Genomic DNA, 20,636 nt, shown 5'->3' with positions numbered 1-20,636 from the left:
AGCCTGTACCGAGCTGAACCTTAATCCGGTCATGGATTCCTCCATCGCCGTCTATACTTCTAAAGATAATGGCGTTACTTTCTCCGCCCCGGTCATTACATGTGAAGGCTTTGGCCAGCAAATATATAATGATAAACCCTTCATTCAACTCGATAACTCTAACGGAAGTCCTTATCTCGGTCTGGCACATGTTGGCTTTACACGATATTATGACAATTTCGCCACCTCAGGCACTTTTTATCAACGTTCTCTCGATCTAGGACAAACGTGGTCGATTCCCATTCTTTTGTCAAATCAAACGACAGGAACCGCCGTATTCGGCACGAATGTAGCAATAGGACCAACGGGACAGGTCTATGTAGCATGGGCGCAGTATGCACCAGGTAATCCTCAATTCCTCATTCGACGATCCGATGATGGAGGTGCGACCTTTAATCCGATTGTTGTAGTATCGAATATTTCCCTCGTCCCAAGTCCCCTTCCCGTACCCGGATTCGCTTTCCGCGTCTTGACCAGCGCCTTTCTTGCGGTAGATATTTCGGCCAATCTCGGCCAAGGAATACTATACGCCGTTTGGCAAGGTTATCAGACTGGTTTTTCGCACATCTACTTATCGAGGTCAACCGATCAAGGAAATACTTGGTCGACACCGATTCAAGTGGATGACAGCCCCACTGGTACGCAAAATTTTTATCCGAATATTGCGGTTTCTCGTAGTACGGGACTCATCCAAATTGTGTATTACACGAATCGCGTCGACTCCAGTATGCTTGATGTTTATGGCACAACTTCAGGAGATGCAGGCGCCACTTTTGCTGTTAATACCCGCCTATCAGACACTTCATTTGATCCTAACGCAGATCCGAGTTATGGGGAGCCTTGTACGTCTTTAGGCGACTATATTGATGTTGCATTCTCATACCCCGACAGACAGATTACGGTATGGACAGGAATGATCAACAACATACAAAATATTATTTCAAACCTATAACCTAAATAAGCTATTTGCATTAGCTGGAATCTTGGTACCCGGAGCAACGTTCATAATACCGGCAGGTCTGTCATCCACATGGAGGGGCGTAATATATGCCGCTCCATTATTATTTCTGCTGTCAAATTGGCTATAACCTAAGGTATGAATACATATTCCAATCCCTTTTTTATGCATATGATAAATCAAAACGTCATAGTGGGGAGTTGTGTTATGAAAGCTTTGGTTACAGGAGGTGCAGGTTTTATTGGTTCCCATCTTACAGATATGCTTATCGATAATGGTGATGAGGTACACATTATCGACAATCTTACAACTGGGTCAATAAAAAATGTAAATCCTGCAGCAACATTGCATATTGAAGATATAAACAGCGATTCATCTTCTCAAATCATTCAAACAGTTAAGCCGGATGTTGTGTTTCATATGGCAGCTCAGGTTGATGTTCAACGGTCGATAGCCGACCCTGCATTCGACGCTAACGTAAATATCGTTGGTACCGTGCGGCTTATTCATGCTTGCAAGCAAGCTGGCACAGGTAAAATCATTTTCTCCTCTACCTCGGCCGTATATGGTGTCTCAAAAAAAGAACGTGCATCGGAGGATGCATTACCTTCTCCGATTTCCTATTATGGTTTATCCAAACATGCAAGCGAGTGCTATATTCGATTGTTTCATGAATTGAACGGCATTAACTACACGATATTACGTTATAGCAACGTATACGGTCCTCGTCAAACTGCAAAAGGTGAAGGTGGCGTTATTGCCATATTTATGAGCAACCTGCATAAGGGGCTTCCGCTTTTTGTGCATGGCAGCGGCAATCAGAATCGCGATTTTATTTATGTGCAAGATGTTGTCGAGGCAAATATAGCTGCGAGCCGCCAAGGGAATCAAGAAACGATCAACATAAGTACAGCCTTGCCTACTTCGATTAATAAATTAGTGCATAGGTTAAATATGATTCACGGCTCAGCCATAGATGTTGCACATGGCCCAGAGCGGCCAGGTGATATTATGGACAGCTGTCTCGATAATTTGAAAGCTGAACAAATATTGGGTTGGCGGCCGAAAGTTAGCTTAATCGAAGGATTAACACAAACATATGAGTATTACCGTAAATAATTGGCTAAAGCGGCGATCGTTTCTCGGCATTCAGCCAAGAATCGATCGCCTCTTTTTTATTCATTTCATGGCAACAAGAACCGTTGTAAAACCATCATCACGGCCTATAATAAGCTCATACGTCTCATTATCTTGTGTACATACCTGTACAATACGAAAACCACAATCCGTCAACAAGCTAGACAATTCATTAGGTCGATAATGGCGATAATGGTGAGGATTCACACCTCCAAGAAAGTACGGGTTATTCAAATGTGGAATAACCTTTTCATTAGGCGCTGAGATAAGAAGAATGCCGTTTACGTTAAGAGAATCATAAAGCTTCAGAACAAATGATCGATCATCCTTCATATGCTCAACGGTTTCGAAGCAGGTAATGACATCGAACTTTTGGATAGGAAGTTCTTCCCGAAACGATCCAGACAAGTCGCTTTTCACATAGACAGTATTGTCGCAGTAGAAATGGTCAATCGCCCAATTTAATGCATGATCCGATCGATCCACCCCAACAGCAAGTATACAAGCTGAGTTTTTAGCCACGTAATGAGTGCCATACCCCGAGCCGCAAGCCGCATCCAATACAAAATCTCCACTGCGAATATAGTTCAATGCAAAATGATATCGATAATGATGATCCATCATAACATCATTAAAAGAAGTCGCATACATTCGTTCCATCTTCGTAATTTCGTCATCCATATCCTTTCCCCCAATAACCAAAAGAATCGAACCTGCTAGTCTATTTAATTACTCCGCTTGAGAGTATTGTTTCACTGCTATTAAAATCAAACTTTTGAACAGGTACATCTATCCGTGTCAGCAATTCGAAACTATGAATCTACTATAATGTATTATTCAATTGAACGAGAAAGGAGATACGCAAATGGCTCAATTGATTGATTTTGCTTCGCAAGAAGTTCTTATCGGCCAAATGTCGCTTCCTCTTAATTTACCAGTTGGTACAGAAGTTCTGCTCACTTCCATCTTTCTTAATATCGCCAATGCCAATGTGCAAGTAGAACTGACTGCTACGGTCGGCTGGGAAGCTCAACTATCTCTGCTGCCCCTTGTTCCTGAAGTCACCTTCCGTATCCGGCGTGGTGGATCCACCCCAGCTAGCACACTCATCTTTCAGACTACAGATTCTGTTTTTCTCGGAGCTGGCAATTTGATACCGATATTGACTTCAGACTTGACTACATCCTTTCAGCGTTCCAACACTCCTGATACTCCTGCAATTGCGGGAACTTATCAACAGTATTTTTTAACGGCACAACTGAGCGGCACGGGCGGGGCGACAATTAATGGACCCGTTACATTATTAGGAACAATTATCGGGTAAATAACGATTAAAAAGGAGTTGATAGTATGGCATTTTTGGTGGATTTTGCATCTCAAGAAGTGCAGCAAAACACACAGTCATTACCTTTATTGCTTGCTGCCGGTACCGAAACGTTATTAACATCCGTATTTCTTAATGTCACGAGCACAAGCAATAAATTAGTACTACAAGCTACGGTCGGTTGGCAAGCTGAATTACTTTTGCTTCCGATTGTACCCAAACTCACATTCCGCATCCGACGCGGGGGGTCTACGGTGGCATTCCCTGAGGTCTATCAAACAACAGATTCGGAATTTTTAGGCACAGGCGGGTTAACCACGAACATCATAACAACAACATTAAATCACGTAGAATCACCTGATCAAAGCCTTGTCGGCACGTTTCAACAATACTTTTTAACTGTACAAAGCAATGGGATAGGAACAATTACAGTTGTTGGTCCGGTTACGTTAATTGGTTCAACGATTGGCTTCTAAATATCAGGATTATTTATTATGCACATGGAAAGGAGTTGATAGCTATGGCTGTAATCATTAACGACTATCAGTATCAAGAAGTTCCGGCTGGAACGGGGTCTCTTCCCCTTACCATTTCTCCCGGTTCGGAGTTACTGCTCACTTCTATCTTTCTTCAAATTACGAGTATAAACAACCGGATCGAATTAAAAGCAACCATCGGCTGGGAGGCGCAATTGCTCATCCTGAATATCGTACCGAAACTGCTCTTTCGCATTCGACGCGGTGGAACGAGTGCCCCTGCGACGGTTGTCTTCCAAACGACTGATTCCGCATTTTTAGGAACCGCAAGTGAAGGTCCTTGGGTACCGCTCGATTTTACGACTTCGTTCCAACACACCGAGACGGCTATTCCTGCTATCGTTGGCACATTCCAGCAATATGCATTGACCGTTGAACATATCGGTCAAAACGTTGCTACGATTACCGGTCCAGTTCATCTGGACGGTACAGTCCTTCTATAAACCAATCGGCCGATACCCTTTCGTTTCGATATTAAGCAGCATGGCGAATTGATTTTCGGTGAGCTGAAAATCAATTCGCTATTTTTAAATATCTTCAAAAATGTTCTGTGATCCCGTTCGCGTGTCCATCCAGACAATGATTGATGAGCCAGTTGCTTTTACAATTAGGTCGTTATAATCACCTATCGACGGTGTCGGGGTTCCTATTGACGGATCCGCATTCGGATCGAAGGAGACGCTTGTCACGCGAAGGTTAGGCGCAAACGAAGAGCCGGCATTGTTTGACTCCGCTAAAAAAACATCCAATAATGAGCTGCTGACACGGTTCGTATAGTACATCACCTTCACCCCGCCATTATCACGCGATACCGTTAAATTGGGTAAAAAGCTTTGCGTTCCTGCCGGGCTATCATCTACTTGAATTGGCGTTGACCATGACATGCCTTTGTCAGTCGACCGAGAGAGGAATATGTGTGAAGAACCGGTGCGGTTGTCTTGCCAGACGGCATAGACGATGCCTTCTCCGTTAAATGGCGAGATATCGACGGCCAAGTAAGCAATTGTCAATACACGAAAACCAAAGGTTGGTACAGGGAGAGGGGTAGGGACTAGTGAGACTGTCGATATGGAAATAATAGGGCCGTACGTCACTCCCCCATCGTCTGATCTGCGCATAAGAAATTGCGGCGTACCAGGCCCATATTGCATCCACCCGGCATAAATTTCACCTGCAGGTCCAATGGCGACACTCGCGCCAAAATTCGATACATTTTGAACTTGATTTGTTAATAGAAAGGGTGTAGACCAAGTCAGCCCTTGATCGAGTGATCGAGTAATCATAGTTTCCGAGCTTTTAAAATTGTTGAAATAACGTGTAAACGCAATATATGCTTGACCCAGATACGGACTGCCATTCGACGTATCCATGCATATCAAAGGCTTATCGTTATATACAGCAGTACCAAATCCTCGATTTACAATAATTGGACTTGAAAAAGAGGCACCATTGTCTGTCGAGCGGTACACGATAATGGACGAGTCCTGTACCGGGTTCACATTTAAAGCTGTTGCAGCAACAAGAAACAGATTAGGATAACCGAATGCAGCTACAGCATCACCTGATGCCGCGAACCCGATTGGAGGAGCCATCAGCATCTGGGTGTATGAAGTCCCGCCATTGATGGATTGGTAGATCGTCGTCATGTTATTTCCCGATCGCAAATCATTCGTTGTCACGATGACTGTAGATTGATCCAGTGAATTCAGAGCGATGGAAGGTTCTTGTTGCGGGCCTGATGGAGTTATTTGTATATTTGCCATGAAATCTCTCCTTTCAATTCGTTATTTTTATTTTTCTTGATACAGAACGGAACCAACAATATGATCATCAACAATTGAAAAGGAATGAGGGATATGCATATTGTACGTTTCTCGCAGCGTAGCGCTTATCCACGCACCATGCCTTCCAGCATGCTTTGGAGGATGGCTTATTTTTCGCACACGCTTCTTATTTAAAAGCTCTTTATAGAGACGTGTGGTCAACTGCTCCATTGTTTTAAGGGACCAATGCTTCATTCCCCACTTGTAGCCGTTAGCAGCCAGCTTGCTGCGAAGCTTATGATCCTCAAGCAGTACATTCAAGCAATATGACAATTCGTCACTATTCCCTGCTTTTGCTACTAGACCCGTATGATAATGCTTCACCATTTCTGGAATGCCGCCAGCATTGGAAACAACGAGCGGCTTTTGAGCGATTTGCGCTTCCATGACCGTAAACGGATGATTATCATTCAAGCTTGCGAGCACGACGATATCAGATTGATTAATCAATGACGGGACGTCGTTTCTGCTGCCCGTAAATATAACGTGACTAACTAAGCCCAAGCGGTTTGCTTTCAACTCTAACTCTGACCGAAGGTTTCCGTCACCAATGAATAAGCATATCCAATCATTTCTTATTTGTTTGAGTTTATAAAGAGCATCTAGTAAACAGCTGTGCCCTTTCACTTTATCGAACCGCGCCGGACAAACGATGACATTCTCAGCATCAGGTATCATTAAGCTGGAGATTTCATTCATTCGTTGCAAATAAAGCTCAACGTTCATCCCATACGGGATAACCTCCATATGCTGGGAAGGTACCACATATCCAACGAGCGTATCATGAAGCCATTTGGTCGGAACAATAGCCAAATCGCTTGAGGTTGCTCCATAATATTCCCGAGCGCATGCATATTTCCAAATGGAATCGGACGGCATTTTTCCTTCGAGCGATATCGAGAAGTCCGTTGCAAGGCACCCATGGATTGTACTTATTAAAGGTATCTCTTCCGGTTTAATTTGCCATATTGCCCGGGAAGAAATAACATCCTGCGTATGAATCAAATCATATTTTCCTAGTCCAAAATAAGCTGCGGCAATCGCATAAGAGCAGAATTCAATTTCCTCTTCAACGATCCAAGGATCAATTTGCGATTGATAAGGAGCATAAATCGCTCTTATTTCTCCTTCGATGAGTTGCTTGAAGAGCCCTTTCTCTACCCGCTGGCCAGTATTAACCATATAATAGCTTTGCTCATCCGGATGCCTAGCGAACACATCCACCTCGTGGCCCAGTTGCTCCAAGCTCGTTTTTAAATCTTGAATATAGACCCAAACTCCTCCGACATGCGGGAGCAACCAGTACGTAGCAAGCAGTATTTTCAATTTACACCACCTCGCTTAACTTGAAGTGCCTTTGCGTACAGCCGCACAGTCCGATCGCTCATCGTATCCAAAGACCACTCTTTCAGTCCATAAGATCTGGCTTTATTGGCCAGTCGTTTCCCAAGAGAATGATCATTGAATAATTCGGAAATTTGTCTGCATAACAAATCCGCTCTTCCAGCTGGAACTAATAAACCGTTCTTTCCATGAGATATCATTTCCGGAATTCCTCCTACTGCTGAAGCAATGATCGGTTTTCCGGCTACTTGGGATTCCATGACTGTAAAAGGCAAATTATCATGAATACTTGGCACTACAACATAATCCGCTTCCTTTAGCAGAGCCGACATATCGTTCCGATGCCCAAGAAACTGGACATGCTGCTGAAGATTATACTGGATCTTCGCTTGTTCAAGGCTTTCGCGCAGAGGTCCGTCTCCGATCAACCAACAAACCCAATCCGAACGCTCCTGTAGAAGCAATGAAAGTGCATGCAATAAAACGTCATGGCCCTTCACCTGATCTAAGCGTGCCGGACAGGCCAGAAGCTTCACCCTGTCCGGTTTAGAGACAGTCATTCCATTTGTGGATTTACGCAAAAAAGATAACGTATCGAATCCGTATGGGATGACATCCATTTGTTTATCATGCATACTCCTCGACTCATATTGTTGCTTAAGCCATTTTGAAGGGAAAATATTCCAATCCGCTACCATGCTTCCATAATAATCAAGTGCATTGCCCCATTGCTCTGCCTTAGTATCGTCAGAAATAATACCTTGATGTTTCCACTCAACCGCCAATTTCCCGTGAAGGGTTACAATGAGGGGAGTACTACGCGGTTTTATTTCAGATACACCGATTGCAGAGATGACATCTTGCGCATGAATTAGATCATAATCTTTTAATGAAAACTCGGATAATGCTTGCCTGAAAGCGATTCGCTCACCTTCCATTGCTGCCAGCCATGAATTGTAGTTCAGTGATTTCTCATTGAACCGAATTCCGATTTGCTGCATGATTGGAGCCAAAACCGCTTGCTTATCAATTGACTTAACTTTATCTACAATGTGGTAATTGAGTCCAGTTTCATTATGCGAGAGGATATCGACCTCATATCCCCTTGCTTCGAGTCCTTTCCTGAGTGCCAATACATAAGTGGATACTCCGCCTGTATAGGGTACACACCAATAGGATACAAGTGCAATTTTCATCCGTCACTCCTCTTTCGACCAAATGGAATTGTACTCACATATGATTTCGATACCAGTCTATTGTTTTCAAAAGACCTTCTTCCAGCTTCATGGAAGGTTTGTAGCTGAGCAAAGTTTGTGAGCGTGTCAAATCCGGTTCTCTTGCCGGTATATCCTCATAACCCGATCCATATGCTTCATCATACGTTTTGGACACAATCGAAGATGTCGAATCGCTAAGCTTAACAATGAGTGTTGCAAGCTCACCAATCGTAATAGAGCGGTTCGTACCGATATTGAATGCAAGTCCGTTAGCTTCCGGCTTGAGTGCTGCTAAAGTCCCAGAGATCGTATCCTCTACATAAGTGAAACAACGTTTTTGAAACCCATCTCCATAAACCTCAAGTAGCTCTCCCTTCAAGGCTGCCTTAATGAATTGTGCTACAACACCGCCATATTGCGAATTTGTTTGCCTAGGTCCGTATGCGTTGAAATACCGAAGCACGGTAACTGGCAGTCCCTTTTGGGCATAAGCAAAGCACATATGCTCATCCAGCGACTTCGCCGTTGCATAGCACCAACGATGAACAGATGGGGCACCATAGATACGTCCGGACATTTCGTGAAAAGGCAGCTCCTCATTTTTTCCRTATATTTCGGATGTTGAAGCAAAAATGACTTTGACATGGCGCGGATATGCTAATTCAAGTACATTGCGTGTACCGTCAATGTTGCCTTCTATAACTTTAATGGGATCATCTACCGTATTTTTAACGCCTAGAACAGCCGCTAAGTGGTAAACAACATCAGCTTTGGCAATCAATTTCTTCATCACCACTCGATCCATTACTGAGCCTTGGATAAGTGTGTGACGTTTATGATTTTGGAGATGGGATAAAAATTCCGGCCGCCCATTCGAGAAATCATCTATTGTCCAAACGGTGTGGCCTTCCTCCAGCAAACGCTCAACTAAATGTGAGCCGATAAAACCTGCGCCACCAGTTACTACTATTTTCATTGAAATCCCCCCCTTTTAAAGTAAGATGACGTTTTTACGGTCTGCGACTTTGCTTGTAGCATTGCGTGTATCTATAACAACAGGTGTGTGTTTCACAAATAGCTCGTAAGGAATATTCGAATGATCCGTTAAAATTAACGTACAATCAATATTTCTCATATTTCGTGCCGTAAGCGGGACTGCATGAAGCACCGTTTCGCCAATTTTCAGTTCATTTACATACGGGTCAAAATAATCTACCTTAACTCCGGATTCTAGCAGCTGCTCTATAATGTGCAGCGCGATGGACTCTCGCATATCATTTACATCTTTCTTATACGTAACCCCGATGACAAGCACATTGCATTCGTTTAGCTCTTTAGGACGCAATGTCTTTGCAACCCGTTCTACTATTAAACTAGGCATATCCTCATTTACCTGACGGCAAAGCTCAATAAAAGGCAGATCAATATGGTGTTCCCTCGACTTCCACAACAAGTATAATGGGTCAACCGGTATACAATGTCCGCCAACGCCAGGACCTGGATAATATTTCGTAAAACCATATGGCTTTGTACCTGCTGCCTCGATTACTTCCCATAGGCTTATATCCAGCTCCTCGCATATCTTCAACAGACTGTTCATAAAGGAGATATTCAAATAACGCTGACTGTTCTCGAGCAGCTTCGTCATTTCGGCAACGCGCGGTGAAGACACAACGACCATGCGTTTAAACACTGCTTCATATACTTCCTTGGCATACGATGTGCATGATGGCGTTACGCCTCCGACAACTTTGGGGATATGCTCCAATTCCCATTTCGAACCGGGATCAATTCGTTCTGGTGAATATGCGAGCGAAATTTCTCTGCCTACTAGGAGACCAGTGGATTCTAAAATCGGCTTAAGCAGCTCCTCACAAGTTCCCGGGTACGTAGAACTTTCCAATACAATGAGTTGACCTCTTCGCAAATGTGGAAGCAAATTTTGTGCAGCTCCAATCACATATTTCAAATCAGGTTGATCATGATCATCTAGCGGCGTAGGCACACAAATGATTATGACATCGACTTTCTCGATGACATTGAAGGTAGTCCCAACATGAAAACTATTTTTACTGAAAAGATTTCGAATCTCGTTTTTCTTATAGTCAGACAAATAGGATTGACGCTTGTTTAACATATTGATTTTTCGTTCATCAGTATCAATGCCATAAACCGTATTTCCTTTCTCAAGAAACAACTCAGCCAATGGCAATCCAACGTACCCTAGCCCAATAATACCAATTTTATAATTAGAAGCATGCTCTTTCACTCTCTCAACTCCTTTGACTAATCTTCTAGCATCATACGAAAATTAATCAAAATCGCATTAGATAAAAGTCTATATTTTACAGAAATAGTAGAATGTCACGAAGTTTATAAGATTTTGAGGATATTGAATTATACCGATTGGATGCAATTATTGATTGACAATCGCCTGTAATGATACGAGAGAAAAATAGGTGGATGTGCGTTAACATTATTGTAATAGACTCATATGATAGTGGAATGACAGACAAATTGACCGGAGGGGAACAAATGCGAATACTAATCGCCTGCAGCTGGTCTCTACCTCATGCAGGTGGCGTAAATACGTATGTCAATCAGTTGTCAAAAGGATTACAGCTCGCAGGGCATCACGTAGATATATTCTCCCCGACGCCGGATGGACAGGGATTCCATGTCCCAGGAAAAAGCTTATTCATTGAAAAAAGCAAACTAACATCTCTTATTGCCGATCAGACTAGTCTCTATATGAATCACTATTTGCCCGGAACTGATCCATGGATAACTAGCACCGAAATTGAGCGGTATTGTATTGAAGCAGCTGCCTTGTACTTCGACTTATCCGATTATGACATTATCCATGCACAGGACATTGTTAGCGCACATGCGTTGTCACGTGTTAAATCTCCTAAAACTCCTTTAGTAACGACAATTCATGGCTGTCTCACCAAAGAGTGGTTTGTTAAGTTGAAAGAATTGGGGTTACTGGAACAAGACACGAATACCCCGCTTTGGCACTATTCGGCCATACGTGAAAATTTGGGTGCAACCGTCAGTGATGTAACAATCTCGCCCTCGCAGTGGTTAAAAGATGTTTTAGTAAATGAATTTTCTGTTCCAGAACATAGTATTACAGTCAGCCATTATGGTTTTGACATTGACGAGTTTCTTCAAAACATGAATCGAGAATCAAATGTTACAAGACCTGCTGAAAAGAAAGTATTTATGTGCCCTGCACGCTTTGATGTTGTGAAAGGTCAAATCCATCTCATCTATGCACTAGCCAAACTAAAAGAAGAACGTACGGATTGGATTTGTTGGTTCGTAGGAGATGGTTTTCTTCGTGAAGAAATAACGCAAACTGCCAATAATCTCGGTCTTACTGATCACGTTATCTTTATGGGAAACCGCGAGGATGTTCCTGAATTGCTTCGACAAGCTGATTTTGTCGTCCTGCCCAGCATGCAGGATAACCAGCCATTTGCCATTATCGAAGCACAAATTGCAGGCAAGCCAGTCATCACCTCAGACGCTGGAGGTATTCCAGAAATGGTAACCCACTCATCGACTGGACTTGTATTTCATGCTGGAGATAGAGATCAGCTGTTTCATTGCTTAAGATCAGCCTTAGATGAAGATGATTCAACATCACTGATTGAGCTGGCAAATCATGCAAAGAGATGGGGAGAGGAACATTGGTCATTGCATGCGATGACTGAACGTGTCGTCGATTTGTATAATCTCGCGAAAAGCAAGCATCCAGAAATCGATAACGGAATTAGTTTGCAACCTTTACAACCTACACAAATTATACAACCTATACAACCTGTTCAACGGAAGAAAAAGAAAGGAAGAAGTAAATGGCGCATCTTACGAAGAAGAAGATATCTAATCGCATTAAAAATAAGAAAACGAAAAAACAGAAAAAGAAGACTCGCAAAAAGAAGATAATTAAACGAGTGCTTAAAAAAGCACGTCGAAAATCAATACTTTTTAACCTGAGAACACCAGAATTGCTAACTGCTCATAATTTACAGCAGATGATCGATTCCAAATTCTCATCAGCCCATGATATTGAACAAAAAAACATCTGGTATCGTATTCTTCAATTAATGCCTATTGGATACACAATTCCCGATATGAGCATTGTGCAACCGCTTATGAATAAGCGTATAAATTAAGATTCTAAATATAAGTAATTTCTTATTAGAATTAAGAATAGTTGCTGATAGATCGTATGAGCAGGCTGTCCTTTAGCTTAATAGAAACAAGGAGCAGCTACCGTAGTAGCTGCTCCTTGCTCTATTTAACCCGTGTAGTTTGGCAACCATTCCGTACAAGTATCTGCACGTAATTGCAGCTCATTATACAGCAACCCGGCATGGTAACCGTCGCAAATATTTATTTCCGAACGAAAAACTCTCCTGTTAGCGGAACGTCGCCCGAGTTTGGTCCGACCATTACCTCAAATTTACCCGGTTCCACAACCCAATCATGGCTTCTAGTAAGTGTACGGAGTTGTCTGTATCCCAGTGTAAGCGTGATGCGCTTTGTTTCGCCTATTTCAAGATGAATTCGCTTAAACCCTGCAAGCTCCTTGACTGGTCTGACCGTACTGCTGAATTCATCCCTAATATAAAGCTGAGCAACTTCCTCACCTGCGACATTTCCCGTATTAGTTACGTTAAACGATACATCAACTGTTCCATCCGGAGCAATTTTCCTTGCTGAAATGTCAAGATCCGAATACGCAAATGTTGTGTAGCTCAGACCAAACCCGAATGGGTACAGTGGGAGCCAGTCCATTTCAACATATTTATGTCCATAGAATGGTGTGCGGTTATAGTATACAGGTAGCTGACCAACCGATCTTGGGAAAGACATCGGAATACGACCAGCAGGATTGACATCTCCGAAAATAACTTCTGCAATAGCATTTCCGCCCTGCTCTCCAACAAACCATGCCTCTATAATCGCGTGCAGATGCTCTGCCTCCCATGTGATCGACATCGGACGTCCGTTTTGGAGGACAAGAACAACAGGCGTTCCTGTTTCATAAATTCTCTTGACGAGTTCAAGTTGTCTGCCCGGAAGATTAAGGTCCGCTCTGTCCAGGTTCTCTCCACTAGTCTGATCGTTGTCACCCACCGCTACAATAGCAACATCCGCCTCTTGTGCTGCTTTAACCGCAGCGTCCATATAATCGTTGCCGAGGCTGTAACCGAGGATTACCCTTACCCCACGTGAATCATTGAGATACTCAACCTTAACATCGTACTCTTCGCCTTCGACAAATTTGAACGCAACCATCTGATTGGAGTCAAGGTCGCCCCAACCGTCAACAAGCAGCGTGCCGTCGATCCACAATCGCATGCTGTCCATGCTGCTGAGTCCAATGTAACCATCCACAGTATCGCACGGTTTAATTTTGCCTGTCCAACGAACGGTGAAGTTATCTGCGTTTACACCGTCAGCAGGTTTTGTGTAAATCCAGTTGAAGTTTATCTGTTTGTCATTTCGCACACAAACAGGATCTCCCTCAAAAGAAAGAGAATTGTAGTACTCACCTACAAGTCCGTCGTTGCCATCATTGTCCTTGAGCCATTTGCCCGGTATAGTCATTAAGTCGGACTCCAGAATTTCGCAGCCCTTGGCGTAGATAACTTCGGTCTTTTCCGAAACAATGTTTTGGATGCCTTTCAAAAGCGTAACCGCATGCTCAGGCACAACTGGGCTGCTGTAATCTCCGTAACGGGGAACATCCGCGCTTGGTCCAATCACTGCAATCTTGCCAATGTCTCTTTTGAGAGGAAGCGTATTTTTGCTGTTTTTCAACAGGCAGATCGACTTTCTTGCAACTTCGAGAGCCGTCTGTACGTGCTCCTCACTGTGCACAACTTTCGAAGAAAGTTCGATATCTGTATATGGATTTTCAAAGATTCCAACTGTAAATTTAACTGTAAGTACACGTCCAGCAGCTGTGTCTACTACTTTCTCGTCCACCTCACCTGATTTTACAAGGTCAATAATGCTGTCCTGGTATATATCATGCGGGAAGTCGTAAAGCTGCATGTCAACGCCGGCTTCAAGACCCATTTTGATAGCTTCCCGATTGTTTTCAGCAACAAAGTGCATGGTATGCAGCATGGAGACAGCCGTCATATCCGCTCGTACGAAGCCCTTCATGCCCCACTTATCGCGAAGTACACCAGTAAGCAGCGAATGGTCGCTAGCTACAGGAGTTCCGTCAATAGAGTTATAGGAACACATTGTGTTCATTGCACCCGCTTGAAAAGCAGCCTCAAATACAGGCAGACAGTAAAATGCATTATCATGATGCCCCATCATGGCCGGAGCACAATTGTGTCCTCCCCTAGGAGCACCGTATCCTGTAAAGTGTTTGGGTTCCGACACTACGGCATCGGGTCTTGTAAGATCATCCGTTTGAAGCCCTCTTACCATGTTCTCCGCGAACATAGACCCTAGATAAGGATCCTCTCCGTATCCTTCTTCCACTCGTCCCCATCGGATTTCCCTAGCTAGATCGAGAACAGGTGCCCAAACCTCATGTATACCGCATCCGATTCCAATTCCAGCAGATACCATTTCCATCTTTTCGTAGTTAAGCAAATCTGCATTTAAGCCTTCTACTGAATCTGAAATTTCATTTCCAGAATAAATATCAAGCTGTCTTACCTTTTCTTCAAGTGACATTCTCGATATAAGGTCCGCAACTCTTTCTTCAATAGGCAAGCTTGCATTCATATAAGGGTAATGTTGTAAGTCTTTTCTTGTGCTCATTGTTTTCTCCTTTTAGCTCTCTGAGTGCTTGATTCTTTCATTTGTTGGCTAAAGTATCTGTCAAACTTCAAATGAACAAGATCACAAGCCTGAATCGCTATATTGCCCAGCCTGGAATAAGATCATAGCTGTATACCGAATTTCATAATTAAGGTTTTATTCGTTGTCCTGAAGTTGAAACAAATTCTCCAGACTCTAAACTATAAGTCTATTAGTAAAAGCATATTCTTAGATGATAAACTCCCAAACCATATTAGTATTTGAACTAACAAGACTTAATTTTGCACTATGTGGACATGAATGGATAATCGGAGATACAGAAGCAATAGCGAACCATTAGAGTTTCGAAAATCGGCGTACTCAGAAAAAACAACCGTTCCCCTATTATGTATAGGAAAACGGTCGCCGCTTATTTTACTACTTCTTCCCCTTCTCCCCATGTCGTCACTCGGACGCTAACTAGAGGCYTCGGAGCGCCTTCGAACTTGCAACTAAAAGATAGCGGTTGTCCACCTGTCCTTACGATTGGCGCATCGGCGGAAGCATGAACGGTTTTCAGCAGATTCCAGTTCTAATCATAAATTTTACCGATTCTGTCACCTTCACAAACGAGATATTGGTTCACGAAAACTTCTGTATCAAACGTCTTGTATACACCGTTCTTATAAAATGTTGGACGTTTAATCGAGGCGTCATCGTTACCATATGAAGGAATGAAGCGCAGTGTAAATTTTAGCGGTTTATCCGCATATCGGTTGAAATGCGTCCAATCTGCTCCCCCTGGCTGGCCTGGCTGCAGCTCCGCCGGGATGCATACGAGCGGTTTTGAGATATGAACAGGGTATAAATTCCACTTTCCTTCACCTGAAGCTTCCAAATGCCAGTCGCTTTTAAGGTCCTTCAACCGTTCCCGTTGTTCGGATGTGAAGGCGCCGGCTTGTCTTGCTGTCTCCCACTCGCGCACGGATGTAAATACCGACTCGATGTTACCGTTTCGCCCAAGCACCTGCATATCGGCAACTAAAGCAAAACCAGCGTTAAAAACACCAGAGTTAGCCATATAGCCATTTGCAAAAACTAACGCTGCTTCACAGTTTTGCCAATCAGCTAGTTCTTCTTCTAGACAACCATAAGGTAATCGGTTGCCTGTCACATGGCGTGATGCACCTGAACTAGCTCCTTCAGTAAGCAAGGTCTCACGCATCGCTTCAAGTATGGCCGGATGCTGGGCAAGACCAAGGTAGTCATTAGAGGACAAATAGAGCAATGTTCGTTCTCCGCGCATCGTATAACCAGGTGATCCGAATACAGAGCTAGTTATACGCAAAGAACGCTCCCTCGAAGCATCAGCCAATAATTCTAGTTCTTCTTCCATCCATTTCATAGTCGGCACCGCATTAAAGGGCATTTAATTCAATCTCAAAGCCCAAATCCTCAATAATTTGATGATCAGCTGATATGTCTTGGCCTGCTGTCGTTAAATAATCCCCTACAAAGAGTGAATTCGCGGCGTACAAAGATAAAGGCTGCAGTGTACGAAGGTTGACCTCTCGGCCGCCTGCCGCGCGGATTTCTTTAGAAGGGCATATGAAACGGAACAGTGCTAGTACCTTCAACGCTTTCATCGATGGCGTGCGACCTGCGTGTTCTAGCGGTGTTCCTGGTATAGCATTCAGAAAATTGATCGGAATTGAATCCGCATCTAGTTCGCGCAGCGCATAAGCCATTTCGACAATTTCCTGATTTGTCTCACCCATGCCAATAATGACGCCAGAGCAAGGAGACATGCCGTATGTCTTTACTTTTTCCACCGTTTCAATGCGTTGATCATAAGTATGGGTCGTCGTGATGGAAGGGTAGTTGGCTTTACTGGTGTTCAAGTTGTGGTTGTATCGATGTACACCTGCTTCAGCAAGTCGCCTAGCTTGATCATCCCCTAGAATACCCAAACATGCGCAAATTTTTAGAGGCATCGTTTGACGAATTTCTTTTACTGCAGCCACCACTTGGTCTAGCTCCCTGTTTGTTGGGCCTTTCCCGGACGCAACAATACAATAGGTTCCAGCTTTACGCGCCATCGCTTCACGTGCACCTGAAAGCAATGTGTCTTTATCAAGCAGGGAGTATTTTTTAACTGGAGCCGTCGAAACGATCGATTGCGAGCAATAGCCGCAATCCTCTGGGCAAAGACCGCTTTTGGCGTTGATGATCATATTCAGCTTCACTTTTTTACCGTAAAAATGTTTTCTCACCGTAAACGCTGCTTGCATGAGCAGCAGCAGCTCGTCATCGGCAGCTTCAAGCACAGCGAGCCCCTCTTCTAACGTTAAGCATTCTCCATGCAATGCTTTTCGGGCAAGCGATTGCCAATCCATCTCTACTTTAATTGTTTTCATCTCTATCATCCTCCCATGGGTTTAACTGCAAGTGCCTCTCTAATAGGCGCGAATTGTATCGATTTTTTGTAAGGTATGTATTAGCATCTGTGCAGTCTCTTCGGTATGCAAACGAGGAAACCGACCGAGAACTTTAAGGCCGCTGAATTGTTCAATTAGTTGTGCATTAGTAGCAACACTCGGATCGTCATCTGTTTCCGCTAATTCACCATCGTTCAGTATGACGCCAACAATAGGCACCCCCCGATGTTGAAGGAATGAAGCGTTCAGAAGTGTGTGATTAATTGTCCCGAGGGTGGAACGGGCTACTATTAGAGCAGGAATTCGGAGTTCCGCAATGAGATCCCCCATGAGTTTGCCATCGGTCAGTGGCACGGCAACGCCGCCAGCACCTTCAATGAGCAGTGCCTCGTATTGTTTTGTAAGCGGAAAACCAGCGGCAATTAGCTCTTTAATCGTAAGCATCTTACCTGCCTGCTTAGCTGCGAGCATTGGCGCAATTGGAGCTTCGAATGTAAATGGCGCAACTGCTTCAGGCCGTTCGTTGATGCCCGTGCTTTTTATCAGCCGCTCAGCATCAGTATGTCCGCTGCCAATATGAGCACCGGTTTGAATCGGCTTCCAGACACCAGCATTCATTCCTTCAGCACGGAGCATAGCGGTAATGGCTGCCGTTATAAGCGTCTTCCCGACGGCTGTATCTGTACCTGACACAAATAATCCGCGTATCGAATCATCGTTAAAAATGTTCAAAGTACTCACACCCCTTCGGTGACGTGAAGTATCGATTTCATCAAAATATTTGTCATGGCATCCAATTCAGCAACATTGCTCGAGAGTGGGGGAATAAAGACGATCACATTGCCAAGCGGCCTTGTTAGCATTCCGAGCTCTCTCGCCCGCAAGGTTGTGCGAACTCCAATTCGATCTGCCCAGTCATACGGGTCTCGTGGAACCTTGTCGCGAACGAGCTCTATTCCAATCATTAGTCCCTTTTGCCGGATTTCACCGACATGCTGGCAATTCTGCAAGCTTTTGCTGGACAAATGACGCCTTTGCTCTAACTCCTTCGATCATATTGCGCTCTTCAAACAGCTTTAAGCTTGCCAAAGCAACGGCACAGCCAAGCGGGTTGCCGGTATAGGAATGACCTTAACGTCTCATCCATTGCCTGCGTCTCACCGCCTGCATGATGATAAGCATAGGGATATGGAATGGTATAAGAAGAAAATAACATGGGGCGAAAAGTGTCATGATACAGAGGAATGGCACCGACGCTCACCGCGCCAAATGTATCTCCATGGTACGCTTGGTTCATCGTTACAAACTTCGTCTTACCTCGTATCCTCTTTTTATGCCATTATTGAAACGCCATTTTGATCGCGATCTCGACACCGGTTGCTCCTGAATCGGAGTAAAACACTTTKTTTAGTCCTTCCGGTGTAATTTCCACCAATTTTTCTGCAAGCTCAATTGCAGGAACATTAGCCAATGATCACCATCCATTATTTTTAATTGTTAACCTTAAATTTAGAAATTTGGTTAACAAACGGATTTTGCTATTCTAGCAGACCTGCACTCCCCTGTAAAGAGAATTCAAAATGAAAGATTAAAGATTAACTCCGTAAGGAATCAACCGAAAGCCTCATGAATAATAACAAAATATAGAATTATACTTTTGTTCAGCTACTCCAAAAAACACTAAAATAGAAACAACAAAAACCCTTCTGCTCGGATCACAAAAGGGTCGATCTTTTAAATTATGAAATATGATTTATTGTTTTTTTAGCTTGCACATGTGTATGAATAATAAATATTTTCAAGCCCTGTTATAGTTGTCGAACAGACATTTTCCCTCGATCATATGCAAGGATGATCATCGTCGCACTTAAGCCAGCACAGATCATATACATCATAGAATAAGAGGTGAAATCAGATATTGGCCCCATAATAACGCCGCCCAGAGAAATTCCTAAATCAGCCATAGCAATAAAAAGTCCGATTAACATATTGCGGCTCTTCTGCGGCAAAACAAATGTTAAATAGGTTGTTAACGTAGGATAGATGAGAGCCTGAGCCGTTCCCATTAAAATGGAACCCGCATAGAAAAAAACAGCTCCTCCCGTTACAGAAAAGCTCACGCATTGCGCCGCCAATGTCAAAAGGAGCATATTCCCCATCATAAACGATGAATGCCATTTTCCGTCCGATGGAATCTTTTTTCTTAAAGCAAAACGGGCCAAAACAACGGTACCCGCTTGAAGCATTAGATAGATTCCTGCATTGCCGTTTTTTAATTCCGAAGCGTATAAAGGAATAAAGGTGGTAAAGGCTCCAAATACCATTGAAGCTACTAACATCAACATGCTGCACTTAAACAAAAATGGATTAGTTACTAACTGACCGAAGGATTTAAACATACTTTCTGACTGCCCTGTCTGATTTGCAGCAGTCTGATCGCTTCCTTGATCCATTTTGGTGCCATAGCCGAACACCCCCGTAAAGATCGCAATCGCAATCATGACCATCGTAAAATAACTCATATCCCCCGTTTGCCAAATGCCCAAAGCCAGAACAGGGCCAAGGATACCCGGCATATACGTAAATAAAGAATAAAGTGAAATGCCTTGGGAGCGATCCTTCTCTGGCAGTGAATCAATGATGCCGATCTGCAATGCCATTGAGAAAAAAGCAGTTGAAACTCCTTGTAAAATACGGGCAATTAAATAACCCTCTAAACCCGTAATCGTATAGAGGATTAGAGCAAAACCATTGACGATAAGAATAATGCGCAGCACTTTTATCGGTCCGTGCATTTGAATAATTCGGCCTGCCCACGGTCGAAAAAACATGGTAGTGAACAAATACGCCCCCATGATTAAACCGATCGTTGTGTTGCTGGCTCCGAGTGACTCTCCACGCAAAGGTATAATGACATTTAATATGGAATTGCCGCTGAAATAAAGAAGAGCCAGCATATACAATCGTATAAAAGGCCAAGATAATGCTCCACTCACAACTTCCCTTCCTCCTAACTTCTGCATGCAAATATCCTATT

17 protein-coding genes and 1 pseudogene are annotated in these 20,636 nt (G+C 43.5%); 6 read left to right on the top strand and 12 right to left on the bottom strand.

From position 1 onward, the window contains the following. The coding region (locus AB4Z17_RS25470) for a sialidase family protein (protein ID WP_441962871.1) at window positions 1–991 on the top strand (991 nt) is incomplete at its 5' end. 213 nt (window positions 992–1,204) lie between these two features. Beyond that, window positions 1,205–2,116: an NAD-dependent epimerase/dehydratase family protein gene (locus AB4Z17_RS25465; protein WP_441962869.1), complete on the top strand. Its 912-nt coding sequence runs from the start codon at window positions 1,205–1,207 to the stop codon at window positions 2,114–2,116. 60 nt (window positions 2,117–2,176) lie between these two features. Here the strand turns inward: AB4Z17_RS25465 and AB4Z17_RS25460 are convergent, their stop codons facing one another. Continuing rightward, complete coding sequence (locus tag AB4Z17_RS25460) at window positions 2,177–2,815, bottom strand: class I SAM-dependent methyltransferase (RefSeq protein WP_441962867.1); 639 nt, start codon at window positions 2,813–2,815, stop codon at window positions 2,177–2,179. Window positions 2,816–2,999: 184 nt separating this feature from the next. On the opposite strand from AB4Z17_RS25460, the gene AB4Z17_RS25455 reads away from it, so the two are divergent. The 3 genes from AB4Z17_RS25455 to AB4Z17_RS25445 are packed head-to-tail and all read left to right on the top strand — an operon-like array spanning window position 3,000 to window position 4,437. Then, window positions 3,000–3,458, top strand: coding sequence for a hypothetical protein (locus AB4Z17_RS25455; RefSeq protein ID WP_441912140.1), 459 nt, complete (start codon window positions 3,000–3,002; stop codon window positions 3,456–3,458). Between the two features lie 26 nt (window positions 3,459–3,484). Next, window positions 3,485–3,934, top strand: coding sequence for a hypothetical protein (locus tag AB4Z17_RS25450; RefSeq protein ID WP_441912138.1), 450 nt, complete (start codon window positions 3,485–3,487; stop codon window positions 3,932–3,934). Between the two features lie 44 nt (window positions 3,935–3,978). After that, the gene (locus AB4Z17_RS25445) at window positions 3,979–4,437 is read left to right on the top strand and encodes a hypothetical protein (protein WP_441912136.1); all 459 of its coding nucleotides are present in this window, start codon (window positions 3,979–3,981) and stop codon (window positions 4,435–4,437) included. Between the two features lie 84 nt (window positions 4,438–4,521). On the opposite strand, the gene AB4Z17_RS25440 is transcribed toward AB4Z17_RS25445, so the two are convergent. The 5 genes from AB4Z17_RS25440 to AB4Z17_RS25420 are packed head-to-tail and all read right to left on the bottom strand — an operon-like array spanning window position 4,522 to window position 10,647. Beyond that, window positions 4,522–5,757 carry a sialidase family protein gene (locus AB4Z17_RS25440; RefSeq protein WP_441962865.1) on the bottom strand — a complete coding sequence of 412 codons (1,236 nt, stop codon included), beginning with the start codon at window positions 5,755–5,757 and terminating at the stop codon, window positions 4,522–4,524. Window positions 5,758–5,784: 27 nt separating this feature from the next. Continuing rightward, the gene (locus AB4Z17_RS25435) at window positions 5,785–7,143 is read right to left on the bottom strand and encodes a glycosyltransferase family 4 protein (protein ID WP_441912133.1); all 1,359 of its coding nucleotides are present in this window, start codon (window positions 7,141–7,143) and stop codon (window positions 5,785–5,787) included. Continuing rightward, the gene (locus AB4Z17_RS25430) at window positions 7,140–8,357 is read right to left on the bottom strand and encodes a glycosyltransferase family 4 protein (RefSeq protein WP_441962863.1); all 1,218 of its coding nucleotides are present in this window, start codon (window positions 8,355–8,357) and stop codon (window positions 7,140–7,142) included. The genes AB4Z17_RS25435 and AB4Z17_RS25430 overlap by 4 nt, the downstream gene beginning before the upstream one ends. 34 nt (window positions 8,358–8,391) lie before the next feature. After that, complete coding sequence (locus AB4Z17_RS25425; protein WP_441912129.1) at window positions 8,392–9,354, bottom strand: NAD-dependent epimerase/dehydratase family protein; 963 nt, start codon at window positions 9,352–9,354, stop codon at window positions 8,392–8,394. Window positions 9,355–9,369: 15 nt separating this feature from the next. Beyond that, window positions 9,370–10,647, bottom strand: coding sequence for a nucleotide sugar dehydrogenase (locus AB4Z17_RS25420; protein ID WP_441962861.1), 1,278 nt, complete (start codon window positions 10,645–10,647; stop codon window positions 9,370–9,372). A 266-nt stretch (window positions 10,648–10,913) separates the two neighbouring features. Between AB4Z17_RS25420 and AB4Z17_RS25415 the strand changes: the two genes are divergently transcribed. Beyond that, window positions 10,914–12,332: a glycosyltransferase family 4 protein gene (locus AB4Z17_RS25415; RefSeq protein WP_441962859.1), complete on the top strand. Its 1,419-nt coding sequence runs from the start codon at window positions 10,914–10,916 to the stop codon at window positions 12,330–12,332. A 450-nt stretch (window positions 12,333–12,782) separates the two neighbouring features. On the opposite strand, the gene AB4Z17_RS25410 is transcribed toward AB4Z17_RS25415, so the two are convergent. The 6 genes and pseudogenes from AB4Z17_RS25410 to cntE form a co-directional block, all read right to left on the bottom strand. Next, window positions 12,783–15,182, bottom strand: a complete 2,400-nt coding sequence (locus tag AB4Z17_RS25410; protein ID WP_441962857.1) for a glycoside hydrolase family 3 C-terminal domain-containing protein — start codon at window positions 15,180–15,182, stop codon at window positions 12,783–12,785. Between the two features lie 571 nt (window positions 15,183–15,753). Further along, window positions 15,754–16,566 (bottom strand): aminotransferase class I/II-fold pyridoxal phosphate-dependent enzyme, encoded by an 813-nt coding sequence (locus tag AB4Z17_RS25405; RefSeq protein ID WP_441962855.1) that lies wholly within the window; start codon window positions 16,564–16,566, stop codon window positions 15,754–15,756. Window positions 16,567–16,579: 13 nt separating this feature from the next. Beyond that, the gene (bioB, locus tag AB4Z17_RS25400; protein WP_441962854.1) at window positions 16,580–17,578 is read right to left on the bottom strand and encodes a biotin synthase BioB; all 999 of its coding nucleotides are present in this window, start codon (window positions 17,576–17,578) and stop codon (window positions 16,580–16,582) included. A gap of 39 nt (window positions 17,579–17,617) precedes the next feature. Next, on the bottom strand, window positions 17,618–18,331 hold the full coding sequence (gene bioD, locus AB4Z17_RS25395) for a dethiobiotin synthase (RefSeq protein WP_441962852.1): 714 nt from the start codon (window positions 18,329–18,331) through the stop codon (window positions 17,618–17,620). A 5-nt stretch (window positions 18,332–18,336) separates the two neighbouring features. Next, window positions 18,337–19,070, bottom strand: a pseudogene (locus tag AB4Z17_RS25390) (aminotransferase class III-fold pyridoxal phosphate-dependent enzyme); the annotation flags it as partial. Between the two features lie 337 nt (window positions 19,071–19,407). Next, window positions 19,408–20,595: a staphylopine family metallophore export MFS transporter CntE gene (gene cntE / locus AB4Z17_RS25385; protein WP_441962850.1), complete on the bottom strand. Its 1,188-nt coding sequence runs from the start codon at window positions 20,593–20,595 to the stop codon at window positions 19,408–19,410. Between the last annotated feature and the right edge of the window lie 41 nt (window positions 20,596–20,636).

Origin of the sequence: Paenibacillus sp. TAF43_2, from assembly GCF_052113545.1 — a bacterium.
Taxonomy (GTDB): domain Bacteria; phylum Bacillota; class Bacilli; order Paenibacillales; family Paenibacillaceae; genus Pristimantibacillus.
Note: the sequence above shows the minus strand (reverse complement) of the source record. Positions and strands in the feature narration are given on the sequence as shown.

Excerpts from the sequence above, each read along its gene's own strand:
- AB4Z17_RS25460 (WP_441962867.1), bottom strand. The coding sequence starts at position 2,815 with ATGGATGACGAAATTACGAAGATGGAACGAATGTATGCGACTTCTTTT.
- AB4Z17_RS25415 (WP_441962859.1), top strand. The coding sequence starts at position 10,914 with ATGCGAATACTAATCGCCTGCAGCTGGTCTCTACCTCATGCAGGTGGC.
- AB4Z17_RS25450 (WP_441912138.1), top strand. The coding sequence starts at position 3,485 with ATGGCATTTTTGGTGGATTTTGCATCTCAAGAAGTGCAGCAAAACACA.
- AB4Z17_RS25440 (WP_441962865.1), bottom strand. The coding sequence starts at position 5,757 with ATGGCAAATATACAAATAACTCCATCAGGCCCGCAACAAGAACCTTCC.
- AB4Z17_RS25405 (WP_441962855.1), bottom strand. The coding sequence starts at position 16,566 with ATGAAATGGATGGAAGAAGAACTAGAATTATTGGCTGATGCTTCGAGG.
- AB4Z17_RS25430 (WP_441962863.1), bottom strand. The coding sequence starts at position 8,357 with ATGAAAATTGCACTTGTATCCTATTGGTGTGTACCCTATACAGGCGGA.
- AB4Z17_RS25445 (WP_441912136.1), top strand. The coding sequence starts at position 3,979 with ATGGCTGTAATCATTAACGACTATCAGTATCAAGAAGTTCCGGCTGGA.
- AB4Z17_RS25410 (WP_441962857.1), bottom strand. The coding sequence starts at position 15,182 with ATGAGCACAAGAAAAGACTTACAACATTACCCTTATATGAATGCAAGC.
- AB4Z17_RS25455 (WP_441912140.1), top strand. The coding sequence starts at position 3,000 with ATGGCTCAATTGATTGATTTTGCTTCGCAAGAAGTTCTTATCGGCCAA.
- bioB (WP_441962854.1), bottom strand. The coding sequence starts at position 17,578 with ATGAAAACAATTAAAGTAGAGATGGATTGGCAATCGCTTGCCCGAAAA.
- AB4Z17_RS25465 (WP_441962869.1), top strand. The coding sequence starts at position 1,205 with ATGAAAGCTTTGGTTACAGGAGGTGCAGGTTTTATTGGTTCCCATCTT.